General features: G+C 65.1%; 18 protein-coding genes and 1 other RNA gene. 10 read left to right on the forward strand and 9 right to left on the reverse strand.

From position 1 onward, the window contains the following. Positions 1–2: 2 nt before the first annotated feature. Entirely contained in the window at positions 3–566 is a 564-nt protein-coding gene (locus FRAAU_RS01905) for a cob(I)yrinic acid a,c-diamide adenosyltransferase (RefSeq protein ID WP_014401882.1), read from the reverse strand. Positions 567–810: 244 nt separating this feature from the next. Between FRAAU_RS01905 and ubiH the strand changes: the two genes are divergently transcribed. From ubiH to tpx, 3 genes are all read left to right on the forward strand, one after another. After that, the gene (gene ubiH / locus FRAAU_RS01910) at positions 811–2,046 is read left to right on the forward strand and encodes a 2-octaprenyl-6-methoxyphenyl hydroxylase (RefSeq protein ID WP_014401883.1); all 1,236 of its coding nucleotides are present in this window, start codon (positions 811–813) and stop codon (positions 2,044–2,046) included. Next, positions 2,043–3,269 carry a UbiH/UbiF/VisC/COQ6 family ubiquinone biosynthesis hydroxylase gene (locus FRAAU_RS01915; protein ID WP_014401884.1) on the forward strand — a complete coding sequence of 409 codons (1,227 nt, stop codon included), beginning with the start codon at positions 2,043–2,045 and terminating at the stop codon, positions 3,267–3,269. Before ubiH ends, FRAAU_RS01915 begins: the two co-directional genes overlap by 4 nt. Positions 3,270–3,348: 79 nt before the next feature. After that, the gene (gene tpx, locus FRAAU_RS01920) at positions 3,349–3,849 is read left to right on the forward strand and encodes a thiol peroxidase (RefSeq protein WP_014401885.1); all 501 of its coding nucleotides are present in this window, start codon (positions 3,349–3,351) and stop codon (positions 3,847–3,849) included. Positions 3,850–3,934: 85 nt separating this feature from the next. Here tpx and gap read toward each other — a convergent pair whose 3' ends face one another. Continuing rightward, positions 3,935–4,948, reverse strand: coding sequence for a type I glyceraldehyde-3-phosphate dehydrogenase (gene gap, locus FRAAU_RS01925; RefSeq protein ID WP_014401886.1), 1,014 nt, complete (start codon positions 4,946–4,948; stop codon positions 3,935–3,937). A 199-nt stretch (positions 4,949–5,147) separates the two neighbouring features. Between gap and FRAAU_RS01930 the strand changes: the two genes are divergently transcribed. The 5 genes from FRAAU_RS01930 to FRAAU_RS01950 all read left to right on the forward strand — a co-directional run bounded on the left by FRAAU_RS01930 (position 5,148) and on the right by FRAAU_RS01950 (position 10,381). After that, positions 5,148–6,290 carry a PLP-dependent cysteine synthase family protein gene (locus tag FRAAU_RS01930; RefSeq protein ID WP_014401887.1) on the forward strand — a complete coding sequence of 381 codons (1,143 nt, stop codon included), beginning with the start codon at positions 5,148–5,150 and terminating at the stop codon, positions 6,288–6,290. A 12-nt stretch (positions 6,291–6,302) separates the two neighbouring features. Further along, on the forward strand, positions 6,303–7,139 hold the full coding sequence (locus FRAAU_RS01935; protein ID WP_014401888.1) for a S1/P1 nuclease: 837 nt from the start codon (positions 6,303–6,305) through the stop codon (positions 7,137–7,139). Between the two features lie 38 nt (positions 7,140–7,177). Beyond that, positions 7,178–8,677 (forward strand): pyruvate kinase, encoded by a 1,500-nt coding sequence (pyk, locus tag FRAAU_RS01940; RefSeq protein WP_014401889.1) that lies wholly within the window; start codon positions 7,178–7,180, stop codon positions 8,675–8,677. 136 nt (positions 8,678–8,813) lie between these two features. Then, a complete protein-coding gene (locus tag FRAAU_RS01945; protein ID WP_014401890.1) occupies positions 8,814–9,272 on the forward strand; it encodes an energy transducer TonB in 459 nt (152 codons plus the stop codon). Between the two features lie 98 nt (positions 9,273–9,370). Beyond that, on the forward strand, positions 9,371–10,381 hold the full coding sequence (locus tag FRAAU_RS01950; RefSeq protein ID WP_014401891.1) for a class I fructose-bisphosphate aldolase: 1,011 nt from the start codon (positions 9,371–9,373) through the stop codon (positions 10,379–10,381). A gap of 124 nt (positions 10,382–10,505) precedes the next feature. On the opposite strand, the gene FRAAU_RS01955 is transcribed toward FRAAU_RS01950, so the two are convergent. Further along, positions 10,506–11,195: an outer membrane protein gene (locus FRAAU_RS01955; RefSeq protein WP_014401892.1), complete on the reverse strand. Its 690-nt coding sequence runs from the start codon at positions 11,193–11,195 to the stop codon at positions 10,506–10,508. Between the two features lie 574 nt (positions 11,196–11,769). Here FRAAU_RS01955 and tkt point away from each other — a divergent pair. Beyond that, a complete protein-coding gene (gene tkt / locus FRAAU_RS01960; protein WP_014401894.1) occupies positions 11,770–13,764 on the forward strand; it encodes a transketolase in 1,995 nt (664 codons plus the stop codon). Between the two features lie 96 nt (positions 13,765–13,860). On the opposite strand, the gene rpiA is transcribed toward tkt, so the two are convergent. From rpiA to FRAAU_RS01985, 6 genes are all read right to left on the reverse strand, one after another. Then, on the reverse strand, positions 13,861–14,514 hold the full coding sequence (gene rpiA / locus FRAAU_RS01965; RefSeq protein WP_014401895.1) for a ribose-5-phosphate isomerase RpiA: 654 nt from the start codon (positions 14,512–14,514) through the stop codon (positions 13,861–13,863). Between the two features lie 62 nt (positions 14,515–14,576). Beyond that, complete coding sequence (locus FRAAU_RS01970) at positions 14,577–15,035, reverse strand: EVE domain-containing protein (protein ID WP_014401896.1); 459 nt, start codon at positions 15,033–15,035, stop codon at positions 14,577–14,579. Beyond that, positions 15,032–15,646 carry a 5-formyltetrahydrofolate cyclo-ligase gene (locus FRAAU_RS01975; protein ID WP_014401897.1) on the reverse strand — a complete coding sequence of 205 codons (615 nt, stop codon included), beginning with the start codon at positions 15,644–15,646 and terminating at the stop codon, positions 15,032–15,034. Before FRAAU_RS01975 ends, FRAAU_RS01970 begins: the two co-directional genes overlap by 4 nt. 64 nt (positions 15,647–15,710) lie before the next feature. After that, positions 15,711–15,897: non-coding RNA, 6S RNA (gene ssrS / locus FRAAU_RS16750), on the reverse strand. Between the two features lie 7 nt (positions 15,898–15,904). Continuing rightward, positions 15,905–16,210: a cell division protein ZapA gene (locus tag FRAAU_RS01980; RefSeq protein WP_014401898.1), complete on the reverse strand. Its 306-nt coding sequence runs from the start codon at positions 16,208–16,210 to the stop codon at positions 15,905–15,907. A gap of 3 nt (positions 16,211–16,213) precedes the next feature. After that, entirely contained in the window at positions 16,214–16,435 is a 222-nt protein-coding gene (locus tag FRAAU_RS01985) for a TIGR02449 family protein (protein WP_014401899.1), read from the reverse strand. Between the two features lie 108 nt (positions 16,436–16,543). Here FRAAU_RS01985 and FRAAU_RS01990 point away from each other — a divergent pair, with 108 nt between their 5' ends. Next, positions 16,544–17,110, forward strand: coding sequence for a UPF0149 family protein (locus FRAAU_RS01990; protein ID WP_014401900.1), 567 nt, complete (start codon positions 16,544–16,546; stop codon positions 17,108–17,110). Positions 17,111–17,116 lie beyond the last annotated feature (6 nt).

Raw genomic sequence — 17,116 nt, forward strand, 5'->3', positions numbered from 1 at the left:
GCTCAGTCGGCCGCGACAGGGGGGCGGGCCTGCCACAGTACCTCGCCATGGCCGCTGGCACGGGCCAGCACGCGCGCCATCACGAACAGCAGGTCGGACAGCCGGTTCAGGTATTGCAGCAGGTCCGCACGCAGCGGTTCACGCTGATGCAGCGTGATCACGCTGCGCTCGCAGCGGCGGCAGATGGTGCGTGCCAGATGGCACTGGGCCGCCGCCATGCCGCCGCCGGGCAGAATGAAGTCGCGCAGCGGCGGCAGGTCGGCATTGAGCGCATCCAGCTCGCTTTCCAGTCGCAGGACATCCTGTGACTGGATGATGGCGACCCCGGGCATGCACAACTCGCCGCCCAGATTGAACAGATCATGCTGGATACGTTGCAGCGCGGCGCGCAGGTCCCCAGGCAGATCCGGCTGGGCCAGCAGCAGTCCCAGCGCGCTGTTCAGCTCGTCGGCATCGCCGAAGGCGGCAACCCGGAGATCGTTTTTGGCGACGCGCCGGCCATCGCCCAGACCGGTGCTGCCGTCATCACCGGTACGCGTGTAGATGCGGCTCAATCGATGGCCCATGATTCAGCGCCCGGTGCCGGGGATCATGCCGACACGGCGGCGGGCGAATGCTGTTTCGGCCATGTGGACTCCTTGGGGCGGACCGGATGAGAGGGCGGCTCGCCGCAGCCAGGATCGCCCGTGAAAGCCGCACAGTCTACCTCAAGCCGACGGTCGCGGCTTTCCGGCCCATTCCGGAGTGGTGTGACGCATGGGCTTGAACCGGACGCCGGTGGCTGCCGATAAGCGGGTATGATTTGCGGCTATGCAAGCACATCCTTTTCAGCAAACGGTGTCAGCCGACGCCGAAATCGTGATTGTCGGCGGCGGTCTGGTCGGTGCCAGTCTGGCGATCGCTCTGGATCTGATGGGCCGTCCGGCGGTCCTGGTGGAAGCCTCGGCGCCGCGACCGGATACCCAGCCCAGTCACGATGATCGCAATCTGGCCTTGTCCAGGACCACGGTCAACGGGTTGCGCCGGCTGGGGGTATGGGAGCATGCGGCCGCCTTCGCGGAGCCTATCCGGGAGGTCCATGTCAGTCGGGCCGGGAGTTTCGGCAGTCTGCGGATCGAGGCGCAGCGCGCGGGTGTCGAAGCTCTGGGCTGGACCCTGCCGGCGCGGGCGCTGGGACGGGCCCTGCTGCAGCGGCTCGAGGCCTGCCGCCAGCTGCGGCGTCAGGCACCAGCCAGACTGGTCGCCGCCGCCCCGGTCAGTGGCGGCTGGCGACTGGAGCTGCAGACGGCCGAAGGCCTGCAGACCTGTCTGACGCCTTTGCTGGTCGGGGCCGACGGTACCGCCTCGATGGTCCGCGATCGGCTCGGCATCGGCGCGATACGCCATGATTACGGCCAGACCTTGTTCGTGGCCACGGTGGCCAGCGAGCGACCGCATCAGGGACGGGCCTGGGAACGTTTCCGCGAGACCGGTCCGGTCGCGGTGCTGCCGCTGCCGGATGGCCGCTGCGGTGTGGTCTTGACGGTGCCGGGCGAGGAGGCCGAGACCCTGGCGGAGCTGGATGACGGTGCTTTTATCCAGCGGGTGCAGGATGACTTCGGCTGGTGGCTGGGGCGGCTGAGTCAGCCGGGACGACGCCACGGCTATCCGATTGCCTCCTGTGCGGCAGGTCGCCTGACGGGCGAGCGGGCGGTATTGGTCGGCAATGCCGCCCAGACCGTGCACCCGGTCGGTGCCCAGGGCTTCAATCTGGGGCTGCGTGACGCGCTGACCTTGGCCGAGATGGTGGGCGAGGCCGCGGATCCGGGCCTGGAATCCTTGCTGCAGGCCTATGCGCTGCGGCGCGAGTCTGATCGCGCGGCAACCATGCAGTCCAGTGATCGGCTGATCCGGCTGGTCTGCCATGCGCCGGCCTGGACCGGGCCGTTGCATTCGCTGGGTTTGTTGCTGATAGATCGGCTGGATGGTCTGCATCAGGCCGTGGCCCGTCAAGGCATGGGCTTTCGCCCGGGACTGCCCTTGAGCCAGATGGAGTTGCGCGAATGAGTTCTCACAATTTGACCAGCCTGGCCGGCCGTCGGCGCGGACCGGGCCTTGATGTGGCGGTGGTCGGTGGCGGCATGGGCGGTGCGGCTGCCGTGCTGGCGCTGGCAAGGCTGGGCCTGAAATGCTGCCTGATCGATCGTGCGGTACCTGAGCCCTGGTCGGTGGATGACGAGGTGGATCTGCGGGTGGTCGGTCTTGCACCTTCCTCGGTGGCCTTGCTGGACGAGCTGGGGGTCTGGCCGGCGATTCGTGCCGGGCGTACCGGCATTTATCGCAAGATGCATGTCTGGGACGCGGCCACCGGCGCCAGCATCGATTTTGATGCGGCCAGCCGTGGCGAGGCCGAACTGGGGCGTATCGTCGAAAACCGGCTGGTGCAGTCGGCACTGTGGCAGGCTCTGGATGCCGCCGGCGTGCGGCGGCTGTGTCCGGCTCGGGTGACCGGGGTGGAACAGCGCGAGGACCGGATCAACCTGCGTCTGGCCGAGCCGGTGGATGAATCCGGCGATCTGCTGAGTGCGCGACTGGTCGTGGCAGCTGACGGCTCGGACTCGCCGTTGCGGGAGATGGCCGGCATCGACGTGCGGCGAAGGGATTACGGACAGATTGCGGTGGTCGCCCATGTCCGCACCGAGCGGCCGCATGCCGACACGGCCTGGCAGCGTTTTCTCGGTACCGGTCCGGTGGCCTTGCTGCCGCTGGCTGACGGTCGCAGCTCCCTGGTCTGGTCACTCCCGGTCGATGAAGCACGTCGGGTGCTGGCCTTGCCGGACGATGCTTTCATGCAGGAGCTGGGCGTGGCGACTGATTTCCGGCTGGGCCGGATTCTGGATACCACGGAGCGGGCCGGCTTTCCGCTGCGCCTGCAACTGGCCCAGTCCTATGTCGCCGGGCGGATGGTACTGCTGGGCGATGCGGCGCATACCGTGCATCCGCTGGCCGGCCAGGGAGTCAATCTGGGTCTGCGCGATGTGGTCGAGCTGCGCAATTGTCTGCAGCAGGGACTGCAGGCCGGTCTGGCGGTGGATACGCCGGAAGTGCTGGCGCGTTACGGCCGTCGCCGGCAAAGCGCGAATACTCTGGATGCCTTGAGTTTCGACGGTCTGGCCAGGATCTATGGCTGGCAGTCGCTGCCGGCACAGATGTTGCGCGGCCTGGGAATCCGTCTGGTGGATCGGCTGGGGCCGCTGAAGCGGCGACTGCTGGATCACGCCTCCGGCTGAGGCGGGGGACGGTTCGGGCGGGGTGGATCGGCGGTGCTATGCTGTAGCCCCTTTCGCGCCATCCACACAGGAGTTCCATATGTCCCAGGTCACCCTCAAGGGCCAGGCGATCGACGTGTCCGGCCACTTTCCCAAGCCCGGCACCGTCGCGCCGGACTTCAGCCTGACCACCGCGGCGCTGGGCGCCGTCACGCTGGAGAGCTTCGCCGGCAAGCGCAAGGTGCTGAACATCTTTCCCAGCATCGATACCCCGACCTGTGCCGCCTCGGTGCGTCGCTTCAATGAAAAGGCGGCGGCCCTGGCCGATACTGTGGTGCTTTGCATCTCCGCCGATCTGCCGTTTGCCCAGGCCCGTTTCTGCGGTGCCGAAGGTCTGGACCATGTGACCACCTTGTCGAGTTTCCGCAGCCCCGGCTTTCTGCAGGACTATGGCGTGGCGATCGCTTCCGGTCCCCTGCAGGGTCTTGCCGCGCGTGCCGTGGTGGTGCTGGATGCGGACAACAAGGTGCTGCATGCCGAACTGGTGGCCGAAATCGCCGACGAGCCGGACTACACGGCCGCGCTGGCGGTACTGGCCTGATGCCCGGTCGCGTCGAGCCCCGGCGGCCGGCGCTGACTCATGCCTGAGTCCGACGGGACCGGCTGGCGCCGGTCCCGTCCTTGCATCATCTGGCGTTGGCCAGTGCGACCGCCATGTCGAGCATTCGGTTGGAAAAACCCCATTCATTGTCGTACCACGACAGGACCTTGACCAGGGTGCCGTCCATGACCCGCGTCTGGGTGGCGTCATAGGTCGAAGAATGGGCGTCGTGGTTGAAGTCGATCGAGACCAGAGGCTGGGTGTTGACGGCCAGAATGCCCTTCAGCGGACCCTCGGCGGCCGTGCGCACCACCTCGTCGATCTCCTCTCGGGTGGTGGCGCGGCTGGCCACGAAGCTGAGGTCGACTACCGAGACATTGATGGTCGGCACGCGCAGGGCGAAACCATCGAGTTTGCCGTTGAGCTCCGGCAGCACCAGCCCGACCGCGGCGGCGGCGCCGGTCTTGGTCGGGATCTGCGAATGGGTGGCCGAACGCGCCCGGCGCAGATCCGAATGATAGACGTCGGTCAGCACCTGGTCATTGGTATAGGAGTGCACCGTGGTCATCAGACCATGCACGATGCCGATCTTCTCGTGCAGCACCTTGGCCAGCGGCGCCAGACAGTTGGTCGTGCAGGAAGCGTTGGAGATCACTTCGTGAGCGGCGGTCAGCTGGTCGTGGTTGACGCCGTAGACGAAGGTGCCATCGACATCCTTGTCACCGGGGGCCGAAATGATCACCTTTTTGGCGCCGGCCTGCAGATGGGCCTTCGCCTTGGCCTTGGAGGTAAAGAACCCGGTGGATTCCAGCACGATATCAACGCCCAGTTCACCCCAGGGCAGCTTGGCCGGATCACGTTCGGCAAACACCTTGATCCGGTCGCCGTTGACGATCAGGTCACCCGCATCGACATGCACCTTGCCGGGGAAGCGGCCGTGGGCGGTATCGTACTGGGTCAGGTGCGCATTGGTCTCGGCATTGCCAAGATCATTGACGGCGACGATCTGGATCTCGTCACCGCGACCGGCTTCATACAGTGCGCGGAGGGTATTGCGGCCGATACGGCCATAACCATTGATGGCAACCTTGATAGGCATCGGATCTGTCCTTGGGGAGGGAAGGGAACAGCATGAACCTTGGCAGGTCTGCGATTCTAGCCCAAATGCAGGCGTTCGCGAGGGGGCAGGGGATGGTAGAGTTAGCTACTGTGTAGGCGGCTCGACCCGAGCCGGCATGGCGTCATCCGACAGCTTGCCGGACAGGTCCTGCCACATTCCGCAACCTGTCTGGATCCGTATGCGCAACAAGCACCGAGACTGGGTGGCCACGGCCATCAACACGATTGAGGCGGACTTCAATCGCTCCGCCGACACGCATCTGATTCCGGTGGATCTGCCCGGTTATCCCGGCATCCAGGTCTATTTCAAGGATGAGTCCAGCCACCCGACCGGCAGTCTGAAACATCGGCTGGCCCGCTCACTGTTCCTGTATGCCCTGGCCAATGGCTGGCTGGAGCCGGGCAGGCCCGTGATCGAGGCCTCCAGCGGTTCCACCGCCGTCTCCGAGGCCTATTTCGCACGCCTGCTCGGACTGCCTTTCGTGGCCGTGGTGCCGCGCTGCACCTCGCCGGAAAAAATCGCCGCGATCGAGTTCTACGGCGGACGCTGCCATCTGGTCGAAGATCCGGCCGGTCTGCATCAGGCCTCGGTGCGACTGGCGCAGGAGACGGGCGGCCACTTCATGGATCAGTTCACCTACGCCGAACGGGCGACCGATTGGCGGGCCAACAACAATATCGCTGAATCGATCTATCGCCAGATGGCGCTGGAACCGCATCCGGTGCCGGCCTGGATCGTCTGCAGCGCCGGGACCGGCGGCACGGCGGCGACGCTGGGCCGCTACGCGCGTTATCGGCAGCATCCGACCGGCATTCTCTGCGTGGATCCCGAGACCTCGGCCTTTTTCGATCATTACTCGCGCAGCCGCCAGCCAGGTGCCGAACCCGCACTGGCGTGTGCCGGCTCGCGGATCGAAGGCATTGGACGTCCCAAACCGGAGCTCAGCTTCATTCCCAGTTGCATCGATCTCATGGTCAAGGTGCCGGACGCGCTCAGCCTGGCGGCGATGCGCCATCTGAGTCGCCAGCTGGGGCGGCGCGTGGGCGGCTCGACGGGCACCAACTTCGTCGGCGTGCTCCAGGCCGCCCAGTCCATGAAGCAGGCGGGACTGGCCGGCTCCATCGTGTCGATCCTCTGCGATTCCGGCGAACGCTACGCGCACAGTTATTATCGTGACGAGTGGTACCAGGTCGAGGGCATCGAGACCCTGCAGGCCGACCAGATCATCGCCGCGGCCGTCCAGGGCGGGGTTTTGCCGGAACTGCCGCAGGCGGCCTATGCCAGTCTGGATGCGACTCCGGCTTCCACCTTTTCACTCTGAGAGACTTGTTGCATGCGTCGATCGATCCACCTGTCCGGACTGGCCCTCGGGGCCGTCTTGAGTCTGGCCGCGCCTCTGGCGATGGCCTGGGGGCCGCTGGGGCACAGCATCGTCGCCGATCTGGCCCAGCGGCAGCTGAGTCCGGAGGCTTCGGCCGAGGTGCAGCGGCTGCTGGCCCCTGACCATACCCGTCAACTGGCCGATATCGCCAGCTGGCCGGACATGATCCAGGATGATCCGGGCCAGGCCGGGCTGTGGCAGCAGACCCGGCGACAGCACTACATCAATTTCGGTTCGGCCGACTGCCGCTATGTTCCCGAGCGTGATTGCCGCGGTGGTCAGTGCGTGGTGGCTGGCCTGCAACACTATGTCGAGGTCTTGTCGGACCGGAAACTGCCGGATGCGCAGCGCCTGCAGGCCCTGAAGTTCGTGGTGCATTTCGTGGGGGACGAGCACCAACCCCTGCATGACGGCTACCGCGATGACAAGGGCGGCAATGCCTACCAGGTCCAGTTCGATGGCCGTGGCAGCAATCTGCACCGGGTCTGGGATTCCGGCCTGCTGGGCACCCGGCATCTGGGCTGGCAGGCCTATGCTGACAAGCTGGCCGCCGAGGGACCGCTGGGCGCGCCTGATGTCAACGCCGCCGGTGTCGAGCGCTATGCCGCCTGGGCCGAGGCATCCTGCCGGATCACCCGTGACCAGGGCGTCTATCCTGCCGGTCATGTCATCGAGGCATCCTATGTCACCAGCCGCCTGCCGATCGCCGAGCAACAGCTGCGGATCGCCGGCCGGCATCTGGCCGAAGTATTGAACGAAAGTCTGGGGACCGCGGGCGGCAAGCCCTGAGTCTCGTCATCCATCGTCATCTGCGAGGTTGATCTTCCATGAGCAAGGATACCCGCGACATCTCTTCCCTTCCGACGGTGCAGCTGCGACGCACCCGGATCGTGGCCACCCTGGGCCCGGCTACCGATACGCCCGGCATGCTGGACCGCATCATCGCCGAGGGTGTCAACGTGGTGCGGCTGAATCTTTCGCATGGTCAGCCGGACGATCATCGGGCACGGGCCCGCGCGGTGCGCGAGGCCGCGCGTCGGGTCGGCAGCGAAGTCGCCGTGCTGGCCGATCTGCAAGGCCCCAAGATCCGCATCGAGCGCTTTGCCCACGGACCGATCGAACTGCGGGAGGGCGCTCCCTTCGTGCTGGACTGTCATCCGGATGCACCGGCGGGCGATCAGCAGCGGGTGGGCGTCAGTTATCACGATCTGCCTCGTGACGTGGCGGCCGGTGATGTGCTGCTGCTGGATGATGGCCTGGTGGCGCTGACGGTCGAATCGGTCGTCGGCAGCGAAGTCCGCTGCAGAGTGCTGGTGCCGGGCAAGCTGTCGGATCGCAAGGGGCTGAATCGCCAGGGCGGCGGCTTGTCGGTATCGGCACTTTCCGACAAGGATCGTGCGGACATCAAGCTGGCCGCCGAGCTGGAGGCCGACTTCCTGGCAGTCTCGTTCGTGCGCTCCGGCGCCGACATGGACGAGGCGCGACGCTTGCTGCATGAAGCCGGCGGCAGTGCATGGCTGGTGTCCAAGATCGAACGGGCCGACGCGATTCCGGTACTGGGCGACATCATCGATGCCTCCGATGTGGTCATGGTCGCGCGCGGGGATCTGGGCGTGGAAATCGGCGATGCCGAGCTGCCGGGTCTGCAGAAGAAGATCATCAGTGAATCGCTCAAGCGCAATCGCGCGGTGATCACGGCGACCCAGATGCTGCAGTCGATGGTGACCGCGCCGATTCCCACCCGTGCCGAAGTGCTGGATGTGGCCAATGCCGTGATCGACGGTACCGATGCGGTGATGCTGTCGCAGGAAACCGCGGCCGGCGATCACCCGGACAAGGCCGTGGCGGCGATGCGGCGGATCTGCCTGGGCGCCGAGCGGCAATTCGTGCCGCATGACGATTTCGATCGCAGTGGTCACCAGCTGGATCGCACGGATCAGGCGATCGCTCTGGCGGCCGTGGGTCTGGCCACCCGGCTCGAGGTCAAGGCCATCGTGTCGATGCCCCAGTCCGGCGGCACGGCCCAGTGGCTCTCGCGTTTCCGCACGGCGGTGCCGATCTATGCCTTGTCGCCGTCGGCGGATGCGAGGAGGCGGATGCTGGTCTTGCGCGATGTGATTCCGGTGGCCTTCGAGGCGCATTCGGATATCCCGGCCGAGGCCGCGCGGGAGGCGATCGGTATCTTGTTCAAGCAGGGTGTACTGCAGTCCGGAGACCGGTTGATCCTGACCCAGGGCGATCAGACCGGCGTGCTGGGCACCACCAATACCCTCAAGCTGCTGCGGGTGTCGGCGGAAGGCGGCATCGAAGGCAGCCGCCAGCTGTAAAGCGGCGGCGGCCGGTCCGGTCCCGGCGGGCTGCCGCTCCGTTAAGCCGGCAGTGGGAAGTTTGTGCCCGGCTCGGGTTACACTGCGGCACCAGAATTGACGGCGCCGGATCGGCGCGACCCCAGCGGAGTGCAGGATGAACATGATGTCGCCCAGACGATCTGGCAAGGCGCTGATCCGGATCGCGGCGCTGGCCGTGCTGATGGCCGCAGGCACGCAGACGGCCATGGCCGCCAGGCTGGTCGCCCCGGACCATCTCCACAACTACTGGATCCTGCTCAACCGCACCGTCGATGTCGAGGTGCCGGACAGCGGAAACAACATCGACAAGCCCGGCTGCGTCGCCGTCAGCTACCTGATCGGTTCCGATGGCGTGCCGCGGGATGTCAAGGTGCGTGCCAGCGTGCCGGCCAGCGACCTGGGTTCGGCAGCGATCAGCGCGGTCTCGAATTTCCGCTACGGCCCTTCGTTGTCCAATCGCGGCAGTGATCCGGTGTCGACCTATTACGTGGTGCCATTCAACGCGCCGGATGATCCGGCCGGACAGCAACGTCTGATGGCGGCCTGCCAGTTGCCCGGCTATCCCCGCGACTGAGGTCGCGCCGGATCACGGCCGCGTGACCTTGGCGCCGCCGTCTTCTATCCGTTTATCGGCGGTCACGACCGTCTTCCGTTACCTACATTGGAGTTGTCATGAGCATTGAAGATCTGGAAAGCATTGCCCTTGCCATGGTTGCCCGCGGCAAAGGCATCATCGCGATTGATGAGTCCACCGGTACGATCCAGCGCCGCTTCGAAGCGGTCGGCATCGAGAACACCGAAGAGAACCGGCGCGCCTACCGCGAATTGCTGCTGACCACCCCGGGCCTGTCCGAGCACATTTCGGGTGCGATCCTGTTTGACGAGACCATCCGCCAGTCGACCAAGGACGGCGTTCCGTTCACCACCCTGATGAAGAAGGCCGGCATCATTCCCGGCATCAAGGTCGACAAGGGGCCGGTGCCGCTGGCGCTGTATCCGGGTGATGTGGTCACCGAGGGCCTGGACGGTCTGCGTGAGCGGCTGCAGGAATACGCCAGGCTGGGCGCCCAGTTCGCCAAGTGGCGCGCGGTGATCAACATCAGCGAAGAAACCCCCAGCTCTGCCGCGATCGAGGCCAATGCCCATGCACTTGCCCGCTATGCGGCGCTGTGTCAGGAAGCCGGTCTGGTGCCGATGGTGGAGCCGGAAGTCATCATGGATGGCGACCATAGCCTGGATGTCAGCTACGAAGTGCACGAAGCCGTGCTGCGCAGCGTGTTCAATGCCTTGTACGAGCAGAACGTGCTGCTGGAAGGCACCATCCTGAAGACCAGCATGGTGATCCCGGGCAAGGATGCACCGGAACAGGCCTCGGTCGAAGACGTGGCTGATGCCACCGTGCGGGTGCTGAAGTCCACGGTGCCGGCCACCCTGCCGGGCATTGTCTTCCTTTCCGGCGGTCAGACCGACGAGCAGTCCACCGCGCATCTGAATGCGATGCATACCAGCGGCGAGAAGCTGCCGTGGCCGCTGTCGTTCTCCTATGGCCGGGCGATGCAGCAGGCCGCGTTGAAGCTGTGGGCCAAGGATCTCAACGGCAATGTGGCGGCTGCCCAGAAGATCGTGGCCGAACGGGCCCGTGAAAACGGCCAGGCCGCGCTGGGCAAGTGGGTCAAGAAGTAAGCTTTGCCAGTCCATGGTCCGGCCCGACGGTTGGCGGATCGGACATGCAAAAGGGGCGACCTCGCGGTCGCCCCTTTGCCGTTGCCGTCGTACCGTCGCAGACGGTACGCGGTCATGGCGTTGCTCAGAAGCGGTATTCGCCCTTCACGCCGAACACTTCGGTATCCAGTGCATAGGTCTTCGGGTTGTTGCTTCCGGTGCCGCCGTTGCTGACGCGGTAGTAGTCGGCCGTGGCGCCCACGCTCCAGTGACGGCTGATGTCCCAGCCGGTGCCCACGCCGATGTAATAGCCCAGGTTGTTGTTGAAGCGGACCACCGAGGGGGCTTCGGTGATGGTGTTCAGGCCTTCGCCATGCGCGTCGTACAGGCCGCCGTGCAGGGTCATGTACCAGCCGGGGGTCAGGTTCAGGCGCAGGTTGGCACCGAAGGTGATGCCGCGCGAGCGGGCTTCGCCATCACGGCCGTTGACGTAGTTGCCGCCCGAACGGTAGTTGTTGCCGTAGCCGATGCCCGGGGTCTGGTGGCCCAGATAGACGTAGCCCAGCTCGGGACCGACACTCAGATCAGGGCTGACCGGGAACAGATAGCCGCCGCTCAGCGAGCCGGCATAGCTGGTGCCCTTGTAGCCATTGCTGATGCCGGACATGGCGGCGCCAGCGCCCAGATCGATGTACCAGCCGCCCTTGGCATTGGGCAGGGGCTGGTTCAGCGCATTCTGGTCGGCGGGCTGGATATTGTCCTGGGCGAAGACGGCCGGGACGGCGGTGGCGCCGACGGCGGCGAGGACAGCGACAGCAAGCAGTTTCTTGTACATGGGGGTACTCCTCAGTTTTTTTTGTACGCCATCGCCCGGCTTGGGGATCGCCAGATGGGCGATGGCGTGCCGCGATGCATCGCAACACGCGTATTAGATCGGGGCGGACCTGAAGGATTTCCATACCCGCCGGTCTTGAATTAAGTAAAAGTTAAGCAATCAAGGAGACCTTTTTCTCGATACTTTCGGGGAAAAAACCGGCGAGCTGGAACCCGGAGCCCTGCCTGGAGCCCGGATGCAGGCGATTGCCGTTGCCAGAGCCTGGTCGATGCGGTCCTGGCCCCGGATTCCGAGCGTGGGTCGCGAGGTGCGACTCGCCGAGCCGGCCGTCTCCTGCCTGGACTCCGGTCCGGCCTGCTTTCTGCCCGTGAATTCGCGGAACGGGCAGGCCTCCGGCCTCTGCCGCGCGCGCCGCGGCATCGATCGGTTCCTCGTTCCGGCAGGATGGGGCTTGCCGGCAGGGCATTCATGCTTCGGCCATTCCAAGAGGCGACAGCCGGAGCGTGATGAGCGACAATATGCGCCTGCCCTTGGCAGTTTGACTGCCTTATCGCTATGAAGATGGAGACTGTTTATGTCTGATCGTCGCGTACTTGCCAATGCCGTCCGGGCACTCGCCATGGATGCCGTGGAAGCTGCCAACAACGGCCATCCCGGCATGCCCATGGGCATGGCGGACATCGCCGAGGTGCTTTGGAACGATTTCTATTCGCACAGCCCCAACCAGCCGAAGTGGTTCAATCGCGATCGTTTCCTGCTGTCCAACGGACACGGTTCGATGCTGCAGTACGCGCTGCTGCATCTGTCGGGGTACGACTTGTCGATCAACGACCTCAAGCAGTTCCGCGAACTGCACTCCAAGACCCCGGGACACCCGGAATACAACGAGACCCCCGGTGTCGAGACCACCACCGGTCCGCTGGGACAGGGCTTCGCCAATGCGGTCGGCTTCGCTCTGGCCGAGAAGACACTGGCCGGGCATTACAACCGTCCCGGGCATGACATCGTCGACCACCACACCTTCGTGTTTCTCGGCGACGGCTGCATGATGGAAGGCGTTTCGCATGAAGCCGCCTCGCTGGCCGGTACCTGGAAGCTGGGCAAGCTGGTCGCGATCTATGATGACAATGGCATCTCGATCGATGGCGAAGTCCATGGCTGGTTCACCGACGATACCCCGAAGCGCTTCGAGGCCTATGGCTGGAAAGTGATCCGTGATGTCGACGGCCACAACCCCGAGGCCATCAAGGCTGCGCTGGCCGAGGCCGTCAGCGGTGGCGATCAGCCGGTGCTGATCTGCGCCAAGACCATCATCGGCTTTGGCGCCCCGCACAAGCAGGGCAAGGAAGAATCCCACGGCTCGCCGCTGGGCAAGGCCGAGATCGCGGCGGCCCGCGACGAGCTGGACTGGCGTCATGCCCCCTTCGAGATTCCGCAGGAAATCTACGCTGGATGGGATGCGCGCAAGGCCGGTGACGAGCGCGTGGCGAAGTGGGAGACGGCCTTTGCCGCCTATGCCCAGGCGTTCCCGGAACTGGCCGCCGAATTGCAGCAGCGCCTGAGTGGCGAGTTGCCGGCCGACTGGAGCGAGAAGTCGGCCGCCTATATCCGGCAGATCCAGGCCGCTGGCGGCGATGTTGCCACCCGCAAGGCCTCGCAGCAGGCCATCGGCGCCTTCGCCCCGCTGCTGCCGTCCCTGTTCGGTGGTTCCGCTGACCTGGCCCCGTCCAACCTGACGTTGTGGAAGGGCAGCAAGAGCGTGACCGGCCCGGATGGGAACTATGCCCACTACGGCGTGCGCGAGTTCGGCATGAGCGCGATTGCCAACGGCATCGCCCTGCATGGTGGCTTCATTCCCTATGACGCCACCTTCCTGGTGTTCTCCGACTATGCCCGCAACGCGGTGCGGATGAGTGCGTTGATTCCGGCCCAGGTCATCCACGTCTACACCCATGACTCCATCGGTCTGGGCGCCGACGGTCCGACCCATCAGCCGATCGAGCATATCCCCAGTCTGCGCTATATCCCGGGCAACCATGTCTGGCGCCCCTGCGACGACGTGGAGTCGGCGGTGTCCTGGCAGCAGGCGATCGAGCGCAAGGGCAAGCCCAGCTGCCTGATCTTCTCGCGCCAGAACCTGAAGCATCAGCATCGCAGCGACGAGCAGCTGGCCCAGATCAAGCAGGGCGGCTACGTCTTGTCCGATCCGGCCGACGGCCAGTTCAAGGCCATCCTGCTGGCGACCGGCTCGGAGGTGGAACTGGCGATGGAAGCTTCGCGGGCCCTCGCCGATGCCGGCGTGCCGGTGCGCGTGGTGTCATTGCCTTGCGCCGAGGTCTTCGATGCCCAGCCGCTGGAATACCGCGAAGCGGTGCTGCCGGGCTGGTGCCGTGCCCGCGTCGCGGTGGAAGCGGCTCTGGCCGACTACTGGCGCAAATATGTGGGCCTGGATGGCGAGGTGATCGGCATGCACTCCTTCGGTGCCTCGGCGCCGGGCGATGTGCTGCTGGAGCACTTCGGCTTCACCGTGCCCAAGGTAGTCGATGCGGTCAAGCGCGTGATCGGCTGATCCAGCCGTCTCCGTCTGCGAAAAAGCCGCCCCGAAGGGCGGCTTTTTCGTGCGAGGGCCCTGGTCGGCTGCCGGTGCCTTGAGGGTCGGTTGGCATCAGCTCAGAATCTGCACTTCGCGGCCGCCGACGATCACGACATCCGCAGGGCGGCGGGCGAACAGGCCGACCGCGACCACACCGGGAATCTGGTTGATCTGCTGCTCCAGCGCCTTGGGGTCGGCAATGCGCCAGCCGTGGATATCCAGAATCCAGTTGCCGTTGTCGGTCACCACGCCGTCGCGCCAGACGGGTTGGCCACCCAGCCGGACGATTTCACGGGCGACCAGGCTGCGGGCCATCGGAATCACCTCGATCGGTACTGGATGGTGGCCCAGCAGGTCGACCTGCTTGCTCTGATCGATGATGCAGACAAAGCGGCGGGCGGCCTCGGCCACGATCTTTTCACGGGTGAGGGCGGCTCCGCCGCCCTTGATCAGCCGCTTGGCCGGATCGCATTCGTCGGCACCGTCGACATACAAGGCCAGTGTTCCGCAGGCATTGAGATCCAGCACCGGAATCTGCAGCCGGTGCAGGTGCTCGGTGGACTGCACCGAACTGGAGACCGCGCCTTCGATGCGGTCGCGCAAGGGGCCCAGTGCCTCGATGAAATGGGCGACGGTACTGCCGGTGCCGACACCGACGATCATGCCGTCCTCGACATAGCGGATGGCGGCTTCGGCCGCGGCCTTCTTCTGGCTGTCCTGACTCATTTCAGCTCCGTGAAATCCTGTGGGGATCGAATCGTGCAGCCGTGACCTGGCACGGCCCTGGTTCAGGCGCCGGCCAGTCCGTTGATGAATTGCCAGTCGCCGGCGGCCACCGGCATCACCGACAGGCGATTGCCCTTGCGCAGCAAGGGCATGTCGGCGAGTTGCGGACAGCTCTTCAGCTCATCCAGGCTGATGGTGCGCGGGAAGGTCTGCACATAGCCGACATCCACCAGCATCCAGCGCGGCGCGGCGCGGCTGCTGCCCGCATCGAAATACTTGCTGTCCGGATCGAACTGCGAGGGATCGGGATAGGCTTCACTGACCACCTCGGCGATGCCGACGATGCCGGGTACCTTGCAGTTGGAGTGGTAGAAGAAGATCCTGTCGCCGATCCGCATGCCGTCGCGCATGAAGTTGCGCGCCTGGTAATTGCGGACGCCGTCCCAGGGCTCCTTGCCACGGGTTTTCAGATCATCGATCGAAAACACATCGGGTTCGGACTTCATCAGCCAATGGTTCATGGGGTTTCAGACTCGTGGTGGCTGACCGGCTGGCATTCGATCAGTTCCTGATCGGTGGCGACATAGTCCAGACGCAGATCCCAGGGCGCGGGTTCGATCTGTTCCAGTCCCTGGAAAGCATAGCCGACGCCGACCAGCAACGGTCCGCCTTCGTCGGGTGGGCGGCGCTCGGCCAGTACCCGGTCATAGTAGCCACCGCCATAGCCCAGCCGGTAGCCGCGTCGATCAAAAGCCAGCAAGGGCACCAGGATGAGATCCAGCGCCTGGGCTTCGATCAGCGAACCCTGCTGTTCAGGTTCGGGGATGCCGAAACGGTTGCTGACGATGGCATCACCAGTGGCCCAGCGCGCGAAGCGCATCGACGGACCGGGCTGCAGCACGGGCAGCCAGAACTGCTGCCCACGCGAGGCAAGCCCGGCGATGGCGAGGTTCAAGGGGATTTCGCCATGGACGGCCCAGTAGCCGCCCACCCGCACATCGGTGAGAAAATCCGGCAACTGTTCCAGACTCTGGCGCAGACCTTGCGCGGCGATGATCCGTTCGCGCGGCGGCAATTGCTTGCGCTGCAGGTCGAAGAGGCGGCGAATCTCGCCTCGCTCGGCGGCATTCACGTTCCGCGTCTCCTGAACTGTCATGGCAAGTGACCGCGGCAGGGCGGTCCTTGGGAATGAGGTGGCGTAAACCGCGGTGCCGTTGCTCACCAAACGACCTTGATCCACGAGGATCAGGTGGGAGGGCAAACATGGTCTAGAGGCTCTCCACACGCAGTGGATATGCGCAACAACCGATGTGAAGCCGACCCGGGGCCGTATTTAGGAACAAGGCAAATGTAAGAGTGAGCTGGCGCACACCGCAGAAAACGCCGAGGCCTATTTTACGTGGGCGGCGAGTGCCTGTTCAAGCTTGCGACGCAATAGCGCAAGGTCCTCGGTCAGCTCCGGGTCGGCCTGCTGCTTCTGCTTGCGGGTCTGCAGCAGCTCGTGGGTGATGCTGATCGCGGCCAGCACCGCGATGCGGTCGAAACCGGGGGTGCGGGCATTGGCTTTGAGTTCGCGCATCTTGCGGTCCAGGAACTGGGCCGATTCCAGCAGGCCTTCCAGTTCCTCCGGGGCGCAGGCGATATGGAATTCTCGGTCCAGCAGTCGCAGGGCGACCGGCTCAGGGGTGGTGTTCATGCATCATCCGTTCTGTTCCAGTGCCTTCAGCCGCTGGATCATGGCCTCGACCCGGACGCGCGCCTGCTCATTGCGGGCCATCAGCCCGGCGCGCTCGTGGTTGAGCTGCTCCTGGCTGAGCCGCAGGCTGTGGTTTTCTTCGCTGAGGCGCCGGACCAGCGCCAGCAGCTTGTCCAGCTGCTCGCCCAGGGCGGTCAGTTCCAGTTTGGCCGAATCACTGCTCATGCGGCGACTATAAGCAAATCACTGGCCAAAAGCAGCAGGCTGGGGCGGCGCCAGCCCGCTCGGCTACACTGTAGGCCACCCGTCTTGGTGGACTGAAGAGGATAGCGTGTGAACACCGAACCGATGATCGGCTACGACGAATTGGCCGATGCGCTGGCCCGGCTGCGGCTGGGTACCGATCCGGCCGAATTCCATGGCTCGCTCAGCGGCTTTCTGGCCGGTGGTGCCAAGCCGGTAGGGCAGACCCTGCTGGAGGCCTTGCGCCTGGATGCGGCCGGTGAAATCGACAGGGCGGCGCAGGACGATGCCGTGCTGCTGGACATGATGCGTCAGACCGAGGCCTCGCTGGCCGATCCCGAGCTGGGCTTCGAGCCGTTGCAGCCGGCCGATGACCGTCCCTTGGCGGATCGTGCCGATGCGGTGGCCGGTTGGTGCCGGGGATTTCTGGGTGGTTTCGGCCTGTCCGGTGCGGCTTCGCACGGACAGCTGTCGGAGGAGGCCCAGGAAATCCTGCGTGATCTGGCCACCATCGCCGGCAGCGAATTCGATTTCGGCGATGCCAGCGAAGACGAGGATGCCCTGATCGAGGTCTTCGAATTCGTTCGCGTGGGCGCCATGCTGCTGCATGCCGAAGTGGCCAGCCTCGGCCGCAACCTGAGCGGCAGCGTGCATTGACGATCA

Origin of the sequence: Frateuria aurantia DSM 6220, assembly GCF_000242255.2 — a bacterium.
GTDB lineage: Bacteria > Pseudomonadota > Gammaproteobacteria > Xanthomonadales > Rhodanobacteraceae > Frateuria > Frateuria aurantia.

What these genes read in the sequence shown, in the direction of transcription:
- FRAAU_RS01905 (WP_014401882.1), bottom strand. Translation starts at nt 566, where the DNA reads ATGGGCCATCGATTGAGCCGCATCTACACGCGTACCGGTGATGACGGC.
- ubiH (WP_014401883.1), top strand. Translation starts at nt 811, where the DNA reads ATGCAAGCACATCCTTTTCAGCAAACGGTGTCAGCCGACGCCGAAATC.
- FRAAU_RS01915 (WP_014401884.1), top strand. Translation starts at nt 2,043, where the DNA reads ATGAGTTCTCACAATTTGACCAGCCTGGCCGGCCGTCGGCGCGGACCG.
- tpx (WP_014401885.1), top strand. Translation starts at nt 3,349, where the DNA reads ATGTCCCAGGTCACCCTCAAGGGCCAGGCGATCGACGTGTCCGGCCAC.
- gap (WP_014401886.1), bottom strand. Translation starts at nt 4,948, where the DNA reads ATGCCTATCAAGGTTGCCATCAATGGTTATGGCCGTATCGGCCGCAAT.
- FRAAU_RS01930 (WP_014401887.1), top strand. Translation starts at nt 5,148, where the DNA reads ATGCGCAACAAGCACCGAGACTGGGTGGCCACGGCCATCAACACGATT.
- FRAAU_RS01935 (WP_014401888.1), top strand. Translation starts at nt 6,303, where the DNA reads ATGCGTCGATCGATCCACCTGTCCGGACTGGCCCTCGGGGCCGTCTTG.
- pyk (WP_014401889.1), top strand. Translation starts at nt 7,178, where the DNA reads ATGAGCAAGGATACCCGCGACATCTCTTCCCTTCCGACGGTGCAGCTG.
- FRAAU_RS01945 (WP_014401890.1), top strand. Translation starts at nt 8,814, where the DNA reads ATGAACATGATGTCGCCCAGACGATCTGGCAAGGCGCTGATCCGGATC.
- FRAAU_RS01950 (WP_014401891.1), top strand. Translation starts at nt 9,371, where the DNA reads ATGAGCATTGAAGATCTGGAAAGCATTGCCCTTGCCATGGTTGCCCGC.
- FRAAU_RS01955 (WP_014401892.1), bottom strand. Translation starts at nt 11,195, where the DNA reads ATGTACAAGAAACTGCTTGCTGTCGCTGTCCTCGCCGCCGTCGGCGCC.
- tkt (WP_014401894.1), top strand. Translation starts at nt 11,770, where the DNA reads ATGTCTGATCGTCGCGTACTTGCCAATGCCGTCCGGGCACTCGCCATG.
- rpiA (WP_014401895.1), bottom strand. Translation starts at nt 14,514, where the DNA reads ATGAGTCAGGACAGCCAGAAGAAGGCCGCGGCCGAAGCCGCCATCCGC.
- FRAAU_RS01970 (WP_014401896.1), bottom strand. Translation starts at nt 15,035, where the DNA reads ATGAACCATTGGCTGATGAAGTCCGAACCCGATGTGTTTTCGATCGAT.
- FRAAU_RS01980 (WP_014401898.1), bottom strand. Translation starts at nt 16,210, where the DNA reads ATGAACACCACCCCTGAGCCGGTCGCCCTGCGACTGCTGGACCGAGAA.
- FRAAU_RS01985 (WP_014401899.1), bottom strand. Translation starts at nt 16,435, where the DNA reads ATGAGCAGTGATTCGGCCAAACTGGAACTGACCGCCCTGGGCGAGCAG.